Raw genomic sequence first — 14,465 nt, forward strand, 5'->3', positions numbered from 1 at the left:
TCATGAAGTTTTTTGTCGACACAGCAGAAGTCGCCGAAATCAAAGAACTCAACGAATCTGGCCTTTTGGATGGGGTGACCACCAACCCAAGCCTGATCGCCAAATCCGGCCGCGATTTTATTGAAGTGGTCAAGGAAATCTGTGACCTGATTGAAGGGCCAGTTTCCGCCGAAGTGGCAGCAACCGATTTTGACGGCATGGTCAAAGAAGGCGATTACCTCGCTTCACTGGCCGACAATGTGGTGATCAAACTGCCCTTGACCATGGATGGTTTGAAAGCCTGTCGCTATTTCACCGACAAGGGTGTGAAAACCAATGTGACTCTGTGTTTCTCTGTGAACCAGGCCCTGTTGGCCGCCAAAGCTGGCGCAACCTATGTGTCGCCCTTTATTGGCCGGTTGGACGATATCAATCTCGACGGCATGCAGCTGATCGAAGATATCCGCACAGTCTATGATAATTACGGCTTTGAAACCCAAATTCTGGCGGCGTCAATCCGTTCGGCCAACCATGTTAGCGATAGTGCGCTTGCGGGTGCCGATGTGGCAACGATTCCGCCTGCAGTGATCCGCAAATTGGCCGAACATCCATTGACCGAAAAAGGTCTGGATGCCTTCGTCAAAGACTGGAAATCCACCGGCCAGTCCATCCTGTAAGGACTAGAGGAACGTATTATGTCAGATAAGGCGCTGGAACAGTCAGTGCGCGAGGCGCTGGCCGATATCAAATTGCCTGGCGGGGGCGTATTGGCTGAATATCAGGGCCTTTCCGACATTATCGTCACCAAAAGTGCCGTGGCGTTCGCGATCACGGTGGCGCCCGGCATGGAACAAGCATTCCAGCCAATTTTGGAGGCGGCAAAACAGGCTGTTTCCAACGTGGCGGGCGACAAAAAGCCGATGATCTCGTTGACCAGCGACAAGGCCGCTGCGCAAAAGGCCCAGAGTGCGGGACAACCCAAGCCGACCGTGCAAAAAGAGCCGGTAAAGGGCGTGAAAACCGTGATCGCCGTGGCCTCCGGCAAGGGCGGGGTGGGCAAATCAACCACCGCCGTCAATCTAGCGCTGGCCTTTGCCCAAGAGGGCAAAAAGGTGGGCATCTTGGATGCGGATATTTACGGCCCGTCCATTCCCAAACTCTTGGGGTTGCAAGGCAAACCCGCCGTGCGCGAAGATGGCATCTTTGCACCCCACGAAGCTTATGGGCTGAAAGTCATGTCCATCGGCTCCATGCTGGAAGGCGATCAGGCGGTGATGTGGCGTGGCCCCATGGCCAGCTCAGCCCTTAAACAGCTGTTGCGCGAAACCGACTGGGGTGAACTGGACCTGCTGGTGCTCGACCTGCCGCCCGGCACCGGTGATGTGCATATCTCATTGGTGCAGCAGGTGGAATTGACCGGCGCAGTGATCGTGTCCACACCGCAGGACCTGGCCCTGATCGATGCCCGCAAAGCCATTGATATGTTTGCCCGCACCCAAACCCGGATATTGGGGCTGATTGAAAATATGAGCTATTTTGAATGCCCTGATTGCGGCAGCCAGCACCATATTTTCGGCGATCATGGCGCGGAGAATACCGCGAACGAGTTGGGCCTAAAATTTTTGGGCGGCATACCGCTGCAAATGGCGATCCGCGAGAATTCGGACAGTGGCAAACCCGTTGTCGCGACAATGCCGGATAGCCCGGAAGCCAAAGCGTTTCTGGAGATCGCGAAGAAGCTATAGCGCGTTAGCTCACCACCCTGTCATCCTCGGGCTTGCCCCGGGGATCCAGTCTAGCAGACGCCAAGGCCCAAATCGCAAACAATTTGCCACTTCGATATTCCAACCTGGATTCCCGCCTGCGCTGGAATAACGATTGCTGGCTGACTAGACCTGCAAACCAACCACCTACCGCACAATCGTAATCCGCTCGGCGGCGCGCGTAATCGCGGTGTAAAGATGCCGAGCGCGGTCTTCGCGGAAGGCATAGCTCTCGTCGAACAGATAGACATGATCCCACTGGCTGCCCTGCGCCTTGTGCACGGTGAGGGCGTAGCCGAAGTAAAAATGGTCGAGCTCGCGCTTTTCTCCCCAGCTTAACTCATCTTCCCGACCCTCAAAAAACTTCTCGTGGGTTTTGATTTTAGCGCGCGTACGACGGTCGCCCGCATCATCAGGCGAGAGCTCCATTTTGATCACGCCTTTCTTCTTTTCCCGCATTTCTTCAATGCGCCAAAGCTGGCCATTCAGCAGTTTTTTCTGATGGTTGTTGCGCAAACAGATCAGCTTGTCGCCCACCACGGGGATTTGCGCGGGTAGGTTCTTCAGCTCACGCACGCGATCATTGTAGGTGAGGCGGGTGGCATTTGTGCCGCATAAAATCTGGTCTGCTGCCAACACCTCATCCCGCTCCACATCGCGGCGCGAAATCACTTTACTGTCGCCATATTCACCATATTCCAAATGGTCGCCATTTCGGATCGCCATTGACAATTGGATTATTGGATTATCCGCCGCCTGCCGATGAATTTCGGTGAGCATAATGTCCGGCTCGGCATCGGTGAAAAAGCCTGTGTCGTGGATGGGGGGCAGCTGGAACGGATCGCCCAACACAAGGATTTTCTTGCCGAAGGACATCAAGTCACGCGCCAAACCTTCGCCCACCATGGAAACCTCATCAATCACCACCAGATCGGCCTTTTTCACCTCGCTGTCGCGGTTCAGCTTGAACTCGGGGCTACCGCCCAAATCCTCGTCATCCTTGCTATCGACATAGCGATAAATCAGCGAATGAATGGTGCTGGCATCGGTACAGCCCCGCCGTCGCATCACCATGGCTGCCTTGCCGGTAAAAGCCGCAAAGACCACCTTGTCGACGCCTTCAGCCAAATGCACCGCCAGAGTGGATTTGCCCGTTCCGGCCCAACCGAACAGACGGAAAATCTGCGGGGCATCCTTATCTGCCAGCCATTTTTCAACCGCGCGAAGGGCGTCTTCTTGTTGGGGAGACCATTGCATATGAGGCGCCAAAATCTTGTGAAACAAAGCGTGAAACCCTCACCCTAAATGAGTCGGCCAGCCGGGGCTATATCCAGCCATGATGCAGCCAAAAAGTGTACCGTTCGGCGGCTAAAATTGGCCAAGAACATACGGCACATCAGATGCAATATTTTTGGCGTGGCGCTACCCAAATGAGAGGATGCCAAACGCCGCTTAGGCTCTTTATTTTTTCGTTATCTAAGGGAGGTAAATCTATAAGTATATGAAATATATATTTAAATTAAATTGCTTTGGAAGTGAATTTCTCCACTTGGCAACATGCTACTTTTGTGTAAACTTAAATGGGCAAGCTTTTTGAACGCTTTTTTGTCGTGTTTCCAAAACGTTTTGGATTTGAGAGAGGATGACAAAATGGCGCCGCAAAAAATTGGGGCGCTAAAAGTGTTCAAAGCCAAATTTTTGTTTTGATGCACCGATTGGGAGGATTGCATGCAAAGAGTTTTGATTTCAGGGGTTTCGGCACTGGCTCTGAGCCTTGGGTTGGCGGGTGCCGCAACGGCGGACGACCATTCCATGGATCTGTCAGGCGAAACCATCACGGTATTTGGCCCTTGGCTGGGTGTGGACAAGGAGCACATTGAAGCGGTGCTGGCGCCATTTGAAGAAATGACCGGGGCCGATGTTGAATATTCGGGTTCGGACAGCTTTGAACAGCAGATTGTGATTGATGTTCAGGCAGGGTCTGCGCCAAATATTGCTGTGTTCCCGCAGCCCGGCTTGGCGGCGGACTTGGCGTCTAAAGGCGGCTTGGCGCCCTTGGAAGACGATACCACCGAATGGGTGAAAGAAAACTATGCTGCCGGTCAATCCTGGGTTGATCTGGGGTCCTATGAAGGCCCGGACGGCAACAAAAACCACTATGGTTTCTTCTATAAAGTCGATGTAAAGAGCCTTGTTTGGTACTCACCAGACAATTTCGCCGATATGGGCTATGAAGTGCCAGAAACCATGGAAGAATTGTTGGCGCTTTCTGAACAGATTGTGGAAGATGGCGGCACACCATGGTGTATCGGCCTTGGTTCTGGCGGCGCCACCGGCTGGCCCGCGACCGACTGGGTGGAAGACATTATGCTGCGCACCCAGCCCCCCGAAGTTTACGACCAGTGGGTGGCCAACGAGATTCCGTTTGACGATCCTCGCGTGGTGGAAGCCATCGAAACATTCGGTACATTTGCGCGCAATGATGATTGGGTAGATGGCGGCAGCGCTGCTGTTTCTGCCACCGACTTCCGCGACAGCCCGAAAGGCCTTTTTGAGGTGCCACCTAAGTGCTACATGCACCGTCAGGCCTCTTTCATTCCATCCTTCTTCCCTGAAGGCACTGAATTGGGCACCGATGCAGACTTCTTCTACTTCCCTGCGTTTGAAAGCAAAGATCTGGGCAAACCGGTTCTGGGCGCAGGTACCTTGTTCGGCATCACCAATGATTCAAAGGGTGCGCGGGCGCTGATCGACTATCTGCAAACCGCACAAGCCCATGAGATTTGGATGGCACGTGCGGGCTTCCTCACACCGCATAAGGGCGTGGACACATCCAAATACGCCAACGACACGCTGCGCGGTCAGGGCGAAATCCTGCTCAACGCCACCACCTTCCGGTTTGACGGCTCAGACCTGATGCCGGGCGCAATCGGCGCAGGTGCATTCTGGACCGGCATGGTGGACTATGCTGGCGGCAAACCTGCCGAAGAAGTTGCTGCAGAGATCCAGGACGCCTGGGACTCAATCAAGTAACTTGATCAATCTCGGAAGGCGCTGCTTTAATGCAGCGTCTTCCGCCTAAATGTTCGTTTTGCTATTGAGGGAGGAGCAAAATGATTGCGCAGATTTTGAGCGCAACCCAAACCGTGATCTTGGGGGTTGCTGCCTGTGTTATCTATTTTTGGGGTGCGAACTGGGTGCTGGACCGCTTGTTGGGCGGGGAGAATGCCACACCGAACAGAGAAAATAGACGCGCTGCCATTCGGCCTTGGGTGTTTTTGTTCCCAGCCTTGTTTTTCCTCTCTCTCTATCTGATTTATCCGGTTTTTGAGACGTTCCGCCTGAGTTTTTATAATGCCAGCGGCGCTGAGTTCGTCGGCATCTCAAACTTTGTTTGGGCGCTGGGCGATCCCAACTTCCAACAATCTGTGTTCAACAATTTGCTCTGGCTCATTGTGGTGCCGTCCTGCGCCACCGCCTTTGGCTTGGTGATCGCCGTGATGGCCGACAAATTATGGTGGGGCAATATTGCCAAAAGCCTGATCTTTTTGCCCATGGCCATTTCGTTCATCGGCGCCTCCGTGATTTGGAAATTTGTTTATGATTATCGCAGTGGCGACAGTGAGCAGATCGGCATTCTAAACGCGATTGTGCAAGGGCTCGGTTTTGAGCCGCAAGTTTGGATACAAATTCCGTTCTGGAACAATTTCTTTTTGATGGCCATCCTGATCTGGATTCAAACCGGCTTCGCCATGGTAATCCTGTCGGCCGCGCTGCGGGGCATTCCCGAGGAAACCTTGGAAGCCGCGCGGATTGATGGCGCCAACGATGTGCAGATTTTCTTCAACATCATGATCCCGCAAATTTTCCCCACCATTCTGGTGGTGTGGACCACAATTACAATCCTGGTGCTCAAGGTGTTCGATATTGTGTTGGCCATGACCAACGGTCAATGGGACACGCAAGTGCTGGCCAATCTGATGTTTGACTGGATGGTACGTGGCGTGGACTTCGGGCGATCCTCCACCATTGCTTTGGTGATCATGATCGCTGTGCTGCCCATCATGATTTGGAACATTCGCCAGGCCAGCAAAGAAGAGGGGACACGCTAATGCGGATGGATCTTTCACGCTTTTTCACCCATTTGATCTTGCTGCTTCTGGTGGTGGTGTGGACGCTGCCGACCCTTGGCCTGCTGGTGTCCTCTGTGCGGGATAAGGATCAACTGTCCGTTTCTGGCTGGTGGTCAGCGCTGACGACGACCGAGCGTACCGACCAGGCCCGTACGGGCACTGCCGACATCCAAGTGCAGGAAAATGGACAATATGTGATCTCCGGGGATCTTTTTGACGGCGATGCGGCCGGCAGAGAAATTCAGTTTTTTGGGGTCACGAACAACACCTATAACGACAACAAGGCGGGTGATACAATCACGTTGAAAAACGGCACTGCGCTGACCGTAAATGCAGATGGCAGCTATCGCTGGGTGTCGGACGAGCCTTTCGAAACCAGCCGCGGGCAGCGTGTGCTCTATATTGCAGCCACCCCACCGCGCTTCACGCTCGAAAACTATGAGGAAGTATTGGAAAGTGAAGGCATTGGCCGGTCTTTCATTAACTCTTTCACGGTGACGATCCCGGCCACCATTATTCCAATCCTGATTGCGGCCTTTGCAGCCTATGCATTGGCATGGATGCAATTTCCGGGTCGGGGCATATTGGTCGCATTGGTCGTCGGTCTGTTGGTCGTGCCGCTGCAAATGTCGCTGATCCCGATCCTGCGGCTCTATAATGGCGTGATGCCGCTCTTTGGTGCGGAGAGCAAATCCTATCTGGGCATTTGGCTGGCCCATACCGGTTTTGGCCTGCCGCTGGCGATCTATTTGCTGCGCAATTATATGGCCAGCCTGCCAAAAGAAATCATGGAGAGCGCGCGCATGGATGGTGCGTCGCACTTCAATATCTTCACCACCATGGTGTTGCCACTTTCTTTCCCGGCATTGGCGTCCTTTGCCATTTTCCAGTTCCTTTGGGTTTGGAATGATCTGCTGGTGGCCACTGTGTTCCTCGGGAACAACGATCGACAATTGGTGTTGACCGGCCGGTTGCGCGAGCTGATCGGCTCACGCGGCGACAATTGGGAAATTCTCACCTCCGGGGCCTTTATTTCCATCATTGTGCCGCTGATCGTATTTTTCGCCTTGCAACGCTATTTCGTGCGCGGCCTGCTGGCCGGGTCGGTCAAAGGCGGATAGAGTAAGCATCTATGCCAAGAATAGACGGCCCGGCGTTCAGCGCCGGGCCGATTTATAATGTAACCATAAAAAACGCGTTGCGGGCAGGCCGATGCCAATGGCCATAAAAGACAGTGCAACCATTTCCAACGGAATTGGATATTCGCCCAGCGCGACCGCCCCAAGCAGCGCCGTTGCAATTGGAATCCCCACTAAAAATAAAGAGGCAGTTTGCGAACCGAGGTGACGCGCGGCGAAAGTGGTCAAAAATAGAGCGATAGCGCCAGATAAGACCCCTTGGATGATGGCTTGGGAGAGGATTTCAGCAGAAGAAGCCACCAGTAAATTGCTGGGCATGGCCAAAAACATCGGCACCATCAACGGCCAGGAACACCAAACAACGCCAGCGGTTACCGCCAACGGGTCAATTTGAACGTCACGCACGGTAAGGCTGAAATAAGCAAATCCGGCCCCAACGGCAAAAAGGATTAGATCACCGGGCAGGGCCCAGGGGTCAAACAACAGATCATAGCAAACGAACAACCCCATGCCGCCGCCGATCAGGATGAGGCTGATGCGGCTTTGAAGCGATACCGGAGCTTTAAACGCCAGCATGCCAATGATCGAAGAAAACAGCACAACCGACGAGGGCAATATGGCTGCCGCATGAGCAGCGGGGGTGAAATCAAGGCCAATATTGATCAGAAAGGGATAAGGTGCACCGGCCAAAAAGGTAAGTACAATGATCCGTTTCCACCCCAGGCGGACAAAGGCGCGCACATGGCGCTGCCGCACAATAGGCAAAAAGAAAAGACCCGAGGCGATGATGCGAACAATCGTCAAGTCTGTGGAAGTCATTCGCGCCGTCTCACCCACGTCCGTAAGACTGAAGCGTGCGCCGACAAACTGCAGCGCATAAATGCCAATGGTGCTCAAACCGGCCAGAATGGCGAGTAAACGGATATTCATTTTGAACCCAGAAGTGTGCGATCAGCGGATGATCTTAAGGAGGGATATGCCTGCGGGCGGCAAGAAGACCACTATCAGCATATTCAAGGCTTATGGCAAGCAACGGGAGTACGTGTAATCGCGATTTTTCATCATCACATGGCGCGAGTTGCGCATAAAAAGCCCGGCCAATCGGCCGGGCTGTCGTTTGTGTTACCCTGATGGGTCCTATTGCCAGGTGGTATAGCCCAGCTTCATGGTGGTGCCCGCATAGCCGTTCAGGCGGAACTGTGAGATGCGGCCCTCATTAGTTTTGACACAGACATACGATCCGACGGGCATTTCCCAGATTGAGATTGGTGTGCTGGAAAAACTTTCGGTTTTACAGCCATTGTATCCACGGTTGGATCTGTCGCCGAGCGCCAGTTTTGCGCCATTGCGGGGTTCGATATATTTTTCCACTGGGTTGACCGCATGGTACCAGATGTCGGCGCCGGCACTGCCCACATTGCCATTGTCCAGATTGGCCATAAAGCTGGACTTCAAATTGATCGGCCCGGTTGAGTGGGTCACAGGCGGTGTAGGCGTCGGTGTGGGCAAGGGCACCGGAATAAAGCCGGTGAAGATGCGCAAGGACGACGCCTTATTGCGAATGGCCACGGGCAGATGCGTCTGGCTGCTGGTGTAGTTTTTGCAAAGGCCACTCAGATTTGCATTGCGGCACAAGCGCACTTTGGCGCTGCCATGCAATTTCACAGAAGCAATATTGTCGTTAAATGTGCCGTCCAGCGTATTGAGTACGGCTGGGCCGTGGCAGAACTCGCTGCCCGTAAAGTTTGATCCGGTATAGAAACAGGCCACATTGCCAGAAGGGGGCGCGGGATCAGGTGTGGGGGTTGGTGTTGGTGAACCACCGCCGCTGCTGCCGCCGCAATTAATATTGAGGCTCGGGCCGCCAGATCCAATATTGAAAGAGAAGCTGCAATCTTCCGCGGCACCTCCGCTGGGGCCACCACTGGCGGGCTCAAGATAGTTTGAGCTGACCCACCCGTCAGGCCCTTCATGTTCAATATAGCACCATCCATTTTCCGCGCATTCATTCACCTCAACCACTTCCCCTGGTGTGAGCGTGTCAACAACGCTGAAAGACGTGCCAGGTCCATTGCGCACATTTAAGGCGGTGGTGGATTTTGCGGAAGTTGCGTAGGCTGCCGCAGTTGAAAGTATAAAAGTAGTTGCAGCAAATCCGGCTGCTGTCATCAGTTGTTTAAAGGTCATTTCTCTCTCCCATTTCCAAAGCTGCCAGCATTGACAGTAACCTTGGTTGGCAAGAAAGCAAAATGTGCCTGAATGTTTCCTGAACGCAAAGTTTGGAAAATCTTTATGTAAAATTTTACTAAAAAGGAGGGACGCTACTCCACCACAAAGTGGTCGGGGATCAAATGAGCGGGCAAGTGTGGCCTTAATTTAAACCGGCCGGGCACCAATTCGCCGCTGGGGCCACCCTTGTTTTGAATGCGTTTCATCAACTGCCGCACAAGTGCATGCCCACTATCATTAAGGGGCGCGCGTACAAAACTAATCAACCCTTCCAGATGCCGCACATCCACGTGGCGCAACTCGTCATCCATCGTGGCGATCTCGAGATCTTCACCAACAGTGCGGTTGGACGCTTCAATGGCCGCCCGGCCCTCCACTGTCATCACAGCCGAGGAGTAAATGATCGCGGTGATATCAGGATTCTCAAGTGCCTTTTGCGTGAGCTGAAAGCCCGCATGCACCATCGGGTGCACCGCGTTATAGACCGATAGACCTTCAGAAAGTCCCGCCTTTTGAAAGGCCGACTGCACGCCGAGACGCCGTTCCACAGCAAAGGAATAGTGCTCGTCGCCATTAATAAAGGCAATCTGTTTGTGTCCGGCTGCCAGCAGCACCGTGGTCAGCGTTTCAAACAGGCCAAAATTGTCAATGTCCACCCAGGAATATTGATCAGATCGCGATTCGCGCCCATGTACCACAAAGGGCAGGTCGGTCTTTAACAAATAGTCGATGCGCACATCGTCAGGTTGCGGCAGTTCCAGAATAAACCCGTCCACACTCTGATCATTCACATAGCGCTGATAAAGCGAAATGATTTCCTGTTCCGCCCCCGAGGCAAACACCACATCATAATCATAATGCTTCACTTCACGCAGCACCCCGGCAAACACCTCCACAAAGTGGGGATCAACAAAGTGTTGCGACCCATCGCCCTTAATCCATCCCAGCGAGTGCGACTTTTGCGTGACCAGCCGCTGCGCGTTGCGGTTTGGGGTGTACCCCATTTCCCGCGCCGTTTGCTGCACCCGCTCACGGGTTTTGGCGCTCACATCAGAATAGCCATTCAGGGCGCGCGAAATTGTGGTGATCGACAGCCCGAGGGCCGCCGACAGATCCTTGATGGTGATCTGTTCCCGATCACGTCCTGTTGGACCATCTTCCTGCATAAAATTTCGATTCCCGGCCTGTGATTGTCGTCAATCAGTAATTTTCCAGATCGAACTTTCAACAATCGGTTGACGAGGGCAATATTATCCCGCTAAAAATAGTCTACCAAAACGTTTTGGAAAAAGAAATACCAACAGTTTTGCGCCATCGGTAATCAGATTGACGGGCAGGGGCAAAGCTAAAGAATCGACGACAAGAACAAAGGTATTTGATGAGCACCTTCGCCTTGCAGAATAACGCCAGCGACAAATGGCAAAAACAAAAAAATTGGTGGCGCGGCGCGGTCATCTATCAGATTTACCCCCGGTCTTTTCAGGACGGCAATGGTGATGGCATTGGCGATTTGCGCGGCATCACCGACCGGCTCGACTATGTTGCCGATTTGGGCGTCGACGCCATCTGGCTCTCGCCTTTCTTCACATCGCCGATGAAAGATTTTGGCTATGACGTGTCCAACTATCGCGATGTCGACCCGATCTTTGGCACTTTGGCAGATTTTGACCAGCTGTTGGACAAGGCCCACCGGCTGGGCTTAAAGGTCATGATCGATCAGGTGATCAGCCACACCTCGGAATTGCACGATTGGTTTGAGCAAAGCCGTCAGGACAAAACCAATGAAAAGGCCGATTGGTATGTCTGGGCCGATGCCAAGCCCGATGGCTCGCCGCCGAACAATTGGCTGTCCATTTTTGGAGGCTCCGCCTGGACCTGGGACCCGCGTCGCTGCCAGTATTATTTGCACAACTTTCTCGATTCTCAGCCGGACTTGAATTTTCATAACCCGGACGTGCGCAAAGCGCTGTTGAGCGAAGTGCGATTTTGGTTGGACCGCGGGGTGGATGGCTTCCGGTTAGATACGGTAAACTTTTATGTGCACAACAAATCGCTAAGCGATAATCCAGCCCTGCCCAAAGATCAGATCAACGCGACCATTGCACCGGCGGTGAACCCTTATAATTGGCAAGACCATCAGTTCGATAAAAGCCAACCGGAAAATGTGGACTTTTTGCGGGACCTGCGTGCGGTTTTGGACGAATATGATCACATCACCACGGTGGGCGAGATTGGTGATGCCCAGCGGCAATTGGAATTGATGGCCGAATATACGTCCGGCGGCAATAAGCTACATATGGCTTATACGTTTGACTTTTTGGGCGGCGAATTCAAGGCGCCCTATTTTGCGGACCGCATTAAGGCACTTGAAGAAATCGTCACCGATGGCTGGCCGTGCTGGGCGTTTTCCAACCATGATGTGGTGCGCCACGTTTCGCGATGGGCGGGTGAACGGGACCGTGAAGCCTTGGCCAAGCTTAGCGCAATGTTGCTGTTGTGCCTGCGCGGTTCGGTCTGCATCTATCAGGGGGAAGAACTGGCCTTGCCGGAAGCCGATATTGCCTTTGAGGATCTCGTCGACCCCTATGGCATTGAGTTTTGGCCAAACTTTAAGGGGCGTGACGGGTGTCGCACACCCATGGTGTGGCAGAAAAACGGCCCCAACGGCGGCTTCAGTATTGCCAACAAGACCTGGTTGCCCGTGCCACGCGCCCACAAGGAGCTGGCGGTGGACCAACAGGCGGATCACGGCACGTTGCAGCTTTATCGCGACTTTTTGCGGTTCCGCCAGCAGCATCCCGCTTTAAGAAACGGCGCGATTGAGCAGTTACAAGCAACCGACCAGATTCTGTATTTTGAGCGCGCCGATGCTGAGGAGCGTTTGATTTGCGTGTTCAACATGTCCGATCAGCCCGCACAATTTGCGCTGGATTTGGACAAGGTGCAAGATAGCGCTTGGCCACATGACGCAACCCGAGAAAAGAACGGGCTGCACTTACCGCCATTTGGTGCCTTTATCGGCATTAACGGCTAAACCTTTGGGAGGAGGGGATCATGGCTGATATTACCATCAAGGATTTGAACAAATCCTATGGTCCAGTTCATGTTTTGAAAGACATTAATCTAGACATCAAAACCGGCGAATTTGTCGTGTTTGTCGGGCCATCCGGGTGTGGTAAATCCACCTTGCTGCGCACGATTTCGGGGCTTGAAACCATCAGCTCCGGCGAGTTGAGCATTGATGGCCGGGTGGTGAATGATGTGGCGCCGTCCAAGCGCGGCATCGCCATGGTGTTCCAGTCTTATGCGCTTTATCCGCATATGAATGTGTTCAACAATATGGCCTATTCGCTCAAGCTGTTAAAATTGCCAAAGGCGGAAATCAAAGAAAAGGTAGAATCTGCCGCAGCAAAATTGCAACTGACCGATTATCTGGATCGCTTGCCCAAACAGCTCTCCGGCGGTCAGCGCCAGCGGGTGGCCATTGGCCGCGCCATTGTGCGCGACCCGAAAGTGTTTTTGTTCGATGAGCCCCTGTCCAACTTGGATGCAGCGCTGCGCGTGCAAATGCGTATGGAGATCGCCGGACTGAAAAATAGCCTGCCCAACACCACCATGATCTATGTGACCCACGACCAGGTGGAAGCCATGACCATGGCCGACCGGATCGTGGTGCTCAAAGATGGGGTGGTGCAACAGGTAGGTACGCCCATGGAGCTTTATGAGAAGCCCAACAGCCTGTTTGTGGCAGGCTTTATCGGCTCCCCCAAAATGAACTTTATCCAAGGTGAGCAGGCCAAACCCTTCAACGCCCACACGGTCGGCGTGCGTGCCGAGCACCTCGATATTGTCGACGCCAATGGCGATTTCAACGGCACGGTGATGCACACCGAAGTGCTGGGGTCCGACACTTATATCTACATCAATATCGGTGAAGAAGAGCCATTGGTGGTGCGCCGCGATGGCAACGCACCCCTTGGCTATGGCGAGAAGGTCGAGATCAAAACCCGCCCAGAATATATCCATCGCTTTGATCAGGATGGACAGCCTGTCTGAGTTAAACAATCCTCCCCGCTCGATCAATTGAGCCAACTTTGAGCCCGGCAATGGCCGGGTTCTTTTTTTTGGGGGGGGGGCAGCCTTCTGTCGCGTAGCTGTCATCTAGCTGTGCGATTCTGGCGCTGTGTCAGGATCAGGAGGCGCAAATGACCGTTACGATTTATCACAATCCCAATTGTGGCACCTCGCGCAATGTGCTGGAGATGATCCGCCGCACCGGCGAAGAGCCCAACATCGTCTTTTATCTGGAAACCCCACCCACGCGAGAAGAGCTGGAAATGCTGCTGGTGCAGATGCGGATGCCGGCGCGCGGTCTTTTGCGCCAGAAGGGCACGCCTTACGATGCGTTGGGGCTGGAGGATGAAACGCTCAGCGAAGATCAATTGATCGATGCCATGATGATGCATCCCATTCTGATCAATCGGCCGATTGTGATTTCTGAAAACGGCGCGGCCCTGTGCCGACCTTCAGAAAAGGTGCTGGACCTGCTGAAGACGCCGCTATATGGCAGTTTCACCAAAGAAGATGGGCAAGTGGTGCAACTTTAAACCGGCAGATTATAATGCCCGAGGGCAGGGCCGACCTCGTCCTCCTCATAGCCGAAATGCGACAGCAGCAAAGTCTCCAGCTTTTCATGCGCCTCAACAGTGCGTTCAAACTGTGCGTCACTTGGGTCATCGATCAGTTTCGCTGCTTCATCTGACAATTGCACGAGCAAGGCATGCACGACTTCATGTTCTTCACGCAGCCGCTTCACCACCTTATCAAGCGCAGCTTGCCGCCCCTCAAGCGCTGGGAACATATGCATATCTTCAATCTGGTGATGGCCATTGACCATCTGGCAGTGCTGGCCGCACAGATTGCCGAAAATCTGATAATTCTGGAAAATCGGATTGTCTTTAATCTGCGCGTGAAATTCTGAGGCGCTGGTATCGCCTTTGCGCACGCCCTCAAGCAGCGTCCGCATCATGCGCATATTGCGGCGATGATGCTCATGAATCGCGCGCAGATGGCGCATGGGCTGTTTTTCCTGCTCAGAAAGCTGGCCAAAATCAGGCGCCTTGGGGCGGGTCGAATCGTCGGGAATGATAATACTCTTGTCCATAAAGGCGTTATATCAAACAGATTTAGCTTTTAGAGCGGGCCCGATGGCAGAAGACTGT

The 14,465-nt window shown here is 53.4% G+C and carries 13 protein-coding genes; 8 read left to right on the forward strand and 5 right to left on the reverse strand.

Annotated elements, in window-relative coordinates; all coding sequences use genetic code 11:
- Positions 1-2: 2 nt before the first annotated feature.
- Positions 3-656: a fructose-6-phosphate aldolase gene (fsa, locus tag L1I42_RS04435; RefSeq protein ID WP_236113278.1), complete on the forward strand. Its 654-nt coding sequence runs from the start codon at positions 3-5 to the stop codon at positions 654-656.
- A gap of 18 nt (positions 657-674) precedes the next feature.
- Entirely contained in the window at positions 675-1,724 is a 1,050-nt protein-coding gene (locus tag L1I42_RS04440; protein ID WP_236113279.1) for an Mrp/NBP35 family ATP-binding protein, read from the forward strand.
- A gap of 165 nt (positions 1,725-1,889) precedes the next feature.
- On the opposite strand, the gene L1I42_RS04445 is transcribed toward L1I42_RS04440, so the two are convergent.
- Positions 1,890-2,999 (reverse strand): ATP-dependent DNA helicase, encoded by a 1,110-nt coding sequence (locus tag L1I42_RS04445; protein WP_236113280.1) that lies wholly within the window; start codon positions 2,997-2,999, stop codon positions 1,890-1,892.
- A 471-nt stretch (positions 3,000-3,470) separates the two neighbouring features.
- Between L1I42_RS04445 and L1I42_RS04450 the strand changes: the two genes are divergently transcribed.
- The 3 genes from L1I42_RS04450 to L1I42_RS04460 all read left to right on the forward strand — a co-directional run bounded on the left by L1I42_RS04450 (position 3,471) and on the right by L1I42_RS04460 (position 6,996).
- Positions 3,471-4,775, forward strand: coding sequence for an ABC transporter substrate-binding protein (locus L1I42_RS04450; RefSeq protein ID WP_236113281.1), 1,305 nt, complete (start codon positions 3,471-3,473; stop codon positions 4,773-4,775).
- An 80-nt stretch (positions 4,776-4,855) separates the two neighbouring features.
- Complete coding sequence (locus L1I42_RS04455) at positions 4,856-5,854, forward strand: carbohydrate ABC transporter permease (protein ID WP_236113282.1); 999 nt, start codon at positions 4,856-4,858, stop codon at positions 5,852-5,854.
- Complete coding sequence (locus L1I42_RS04460; protein ID WP_236113283.1) at positions 5,854-6,996, forward strand: carbohydrate ABC transporter permease; 1,143 nt, start codon at positions 5,854-5,856, stop codon at positions 6,994-6,996. Before L1I42_RS04455 ends, L1I42_RS04460 begins: the two co-directional genes overlap by 1 nt.
- 36 nt (positions 6,997-7,032) lie before the next feature.
- Here L1I42_RS04460 and L1I42_RS04465 read toward each other — a convergent pair whose 3' ends face one another.
- The 3 genes from L1I42_RS04465 to L1I42_RS04475 all read right to left on the reverse strand — a co-directional run bounded on the left by L1I42_RS04465 (position 7,033) and on the right by L1I42_RS04475 (position 10,409).
- Positions 7,033-7,944, reverse strand: coding sequence for a DMT family transporter (locus tag L1I42_RS04465; RefSeq protein ID WP_236113284.1), 912 nt, complete (start codon positions 7,942-7,944; stop codon positions 7,033-7,035).
- Between the two features lie 207 nt (positions 7,945-8,151).
- Positions 8,152-9,201, reverse strand: a complete 1,050-nt coding sequence (locus L1I42_RS04470) for an SH3 domain-containing protein (protein WP_236113285.1) — start codon at positions 9,199-9,201, stop codon at positions 8,152-8,154.
- 134 nt (positions 9,202-9,335) lie between these two features.
- A complete protein-coding gene (locus L1I42_RS04475) occupies positions 9,336-10,409 on the reverse strand; it encodes a LacI family DNA-binding transcriptional regulator (RefSeq protein ID WP_236113286.1) in 1,074 nt (357 codons plus the stop codon).
- Positions 10,410-10,621: 212 nt separating this feature from the next.
- On the opposite strand from L1I42_RS04475, the gene bglA reads away from it, so the two are divergent.
- The 3 genes from bglA to arsC all read left to right on the forward strand — a co-directional run bounded on the left by bglA (position 10,622) and on the right by arsC (position 13,850).
- Positions 10,622-12,277 (forward strand): beta-galactosidase BglA, encoded by a 1,656-nt coding sequence (gene bglA / locus L1I42_RS04480; RefSeq protein ID WP_236113287.1) that lies wholly within the window; start codon positions 10,622-10,624, stop codon positions 12,275-12,277.
- Between the two features lie 20 nt (positions 12,278-12,297).
- Complete coding sequence (locus L1I42_RS04485; protein WP_236113288.1) at positions 12,298-13,299, forward strand: ABC transporter ATP-binding protein; 1,002 nt, start codon at positions 12,298-12,300, stop codon at positions 13,297-13,299.
- A gap of 149 nt (positions 13,300-13,448) precedes the next feature.
- Complete coding sequence (gene arsC / locus L1I42_RS04490; RefSeq protein WP_236113289.1) at positions 13,449-13,850, forward strand: arsenate reductase (glutaredoxin); 402 nt, start codon at positions 13,449-13,451, stop codon at positions 13,848-13,850.
- Here the strand turns inward: arsC and L1I42_RS04495 are convergent.
- Positions 13,847-14,407 carry a hemerythrin domain-containing protein gene (locus L1I42_RS04495; protein WP_236113290.1) on the reverse strand — a complete coding sequence of 187 codons (561 nt, stop codon included), beginning with the start codon at positions 14,405-14,407 and terminating at the stop codon, positions 13,847-13,849. The genes arsC and L1I42_RS04495 overlap by 4 nt on opposite strands.
- Positions 14,408-14,465: the final 58 nt, after the last annotated feature.

Source organism: Maritalea mediterranea, from assembly GCF_021568695.1.
GTDB lineage: Bacteria > Pseudomonadota > Alphaproteobacteria > Rhizobiales > Devosiaceae > Maritalea > Maritalea mediterranea.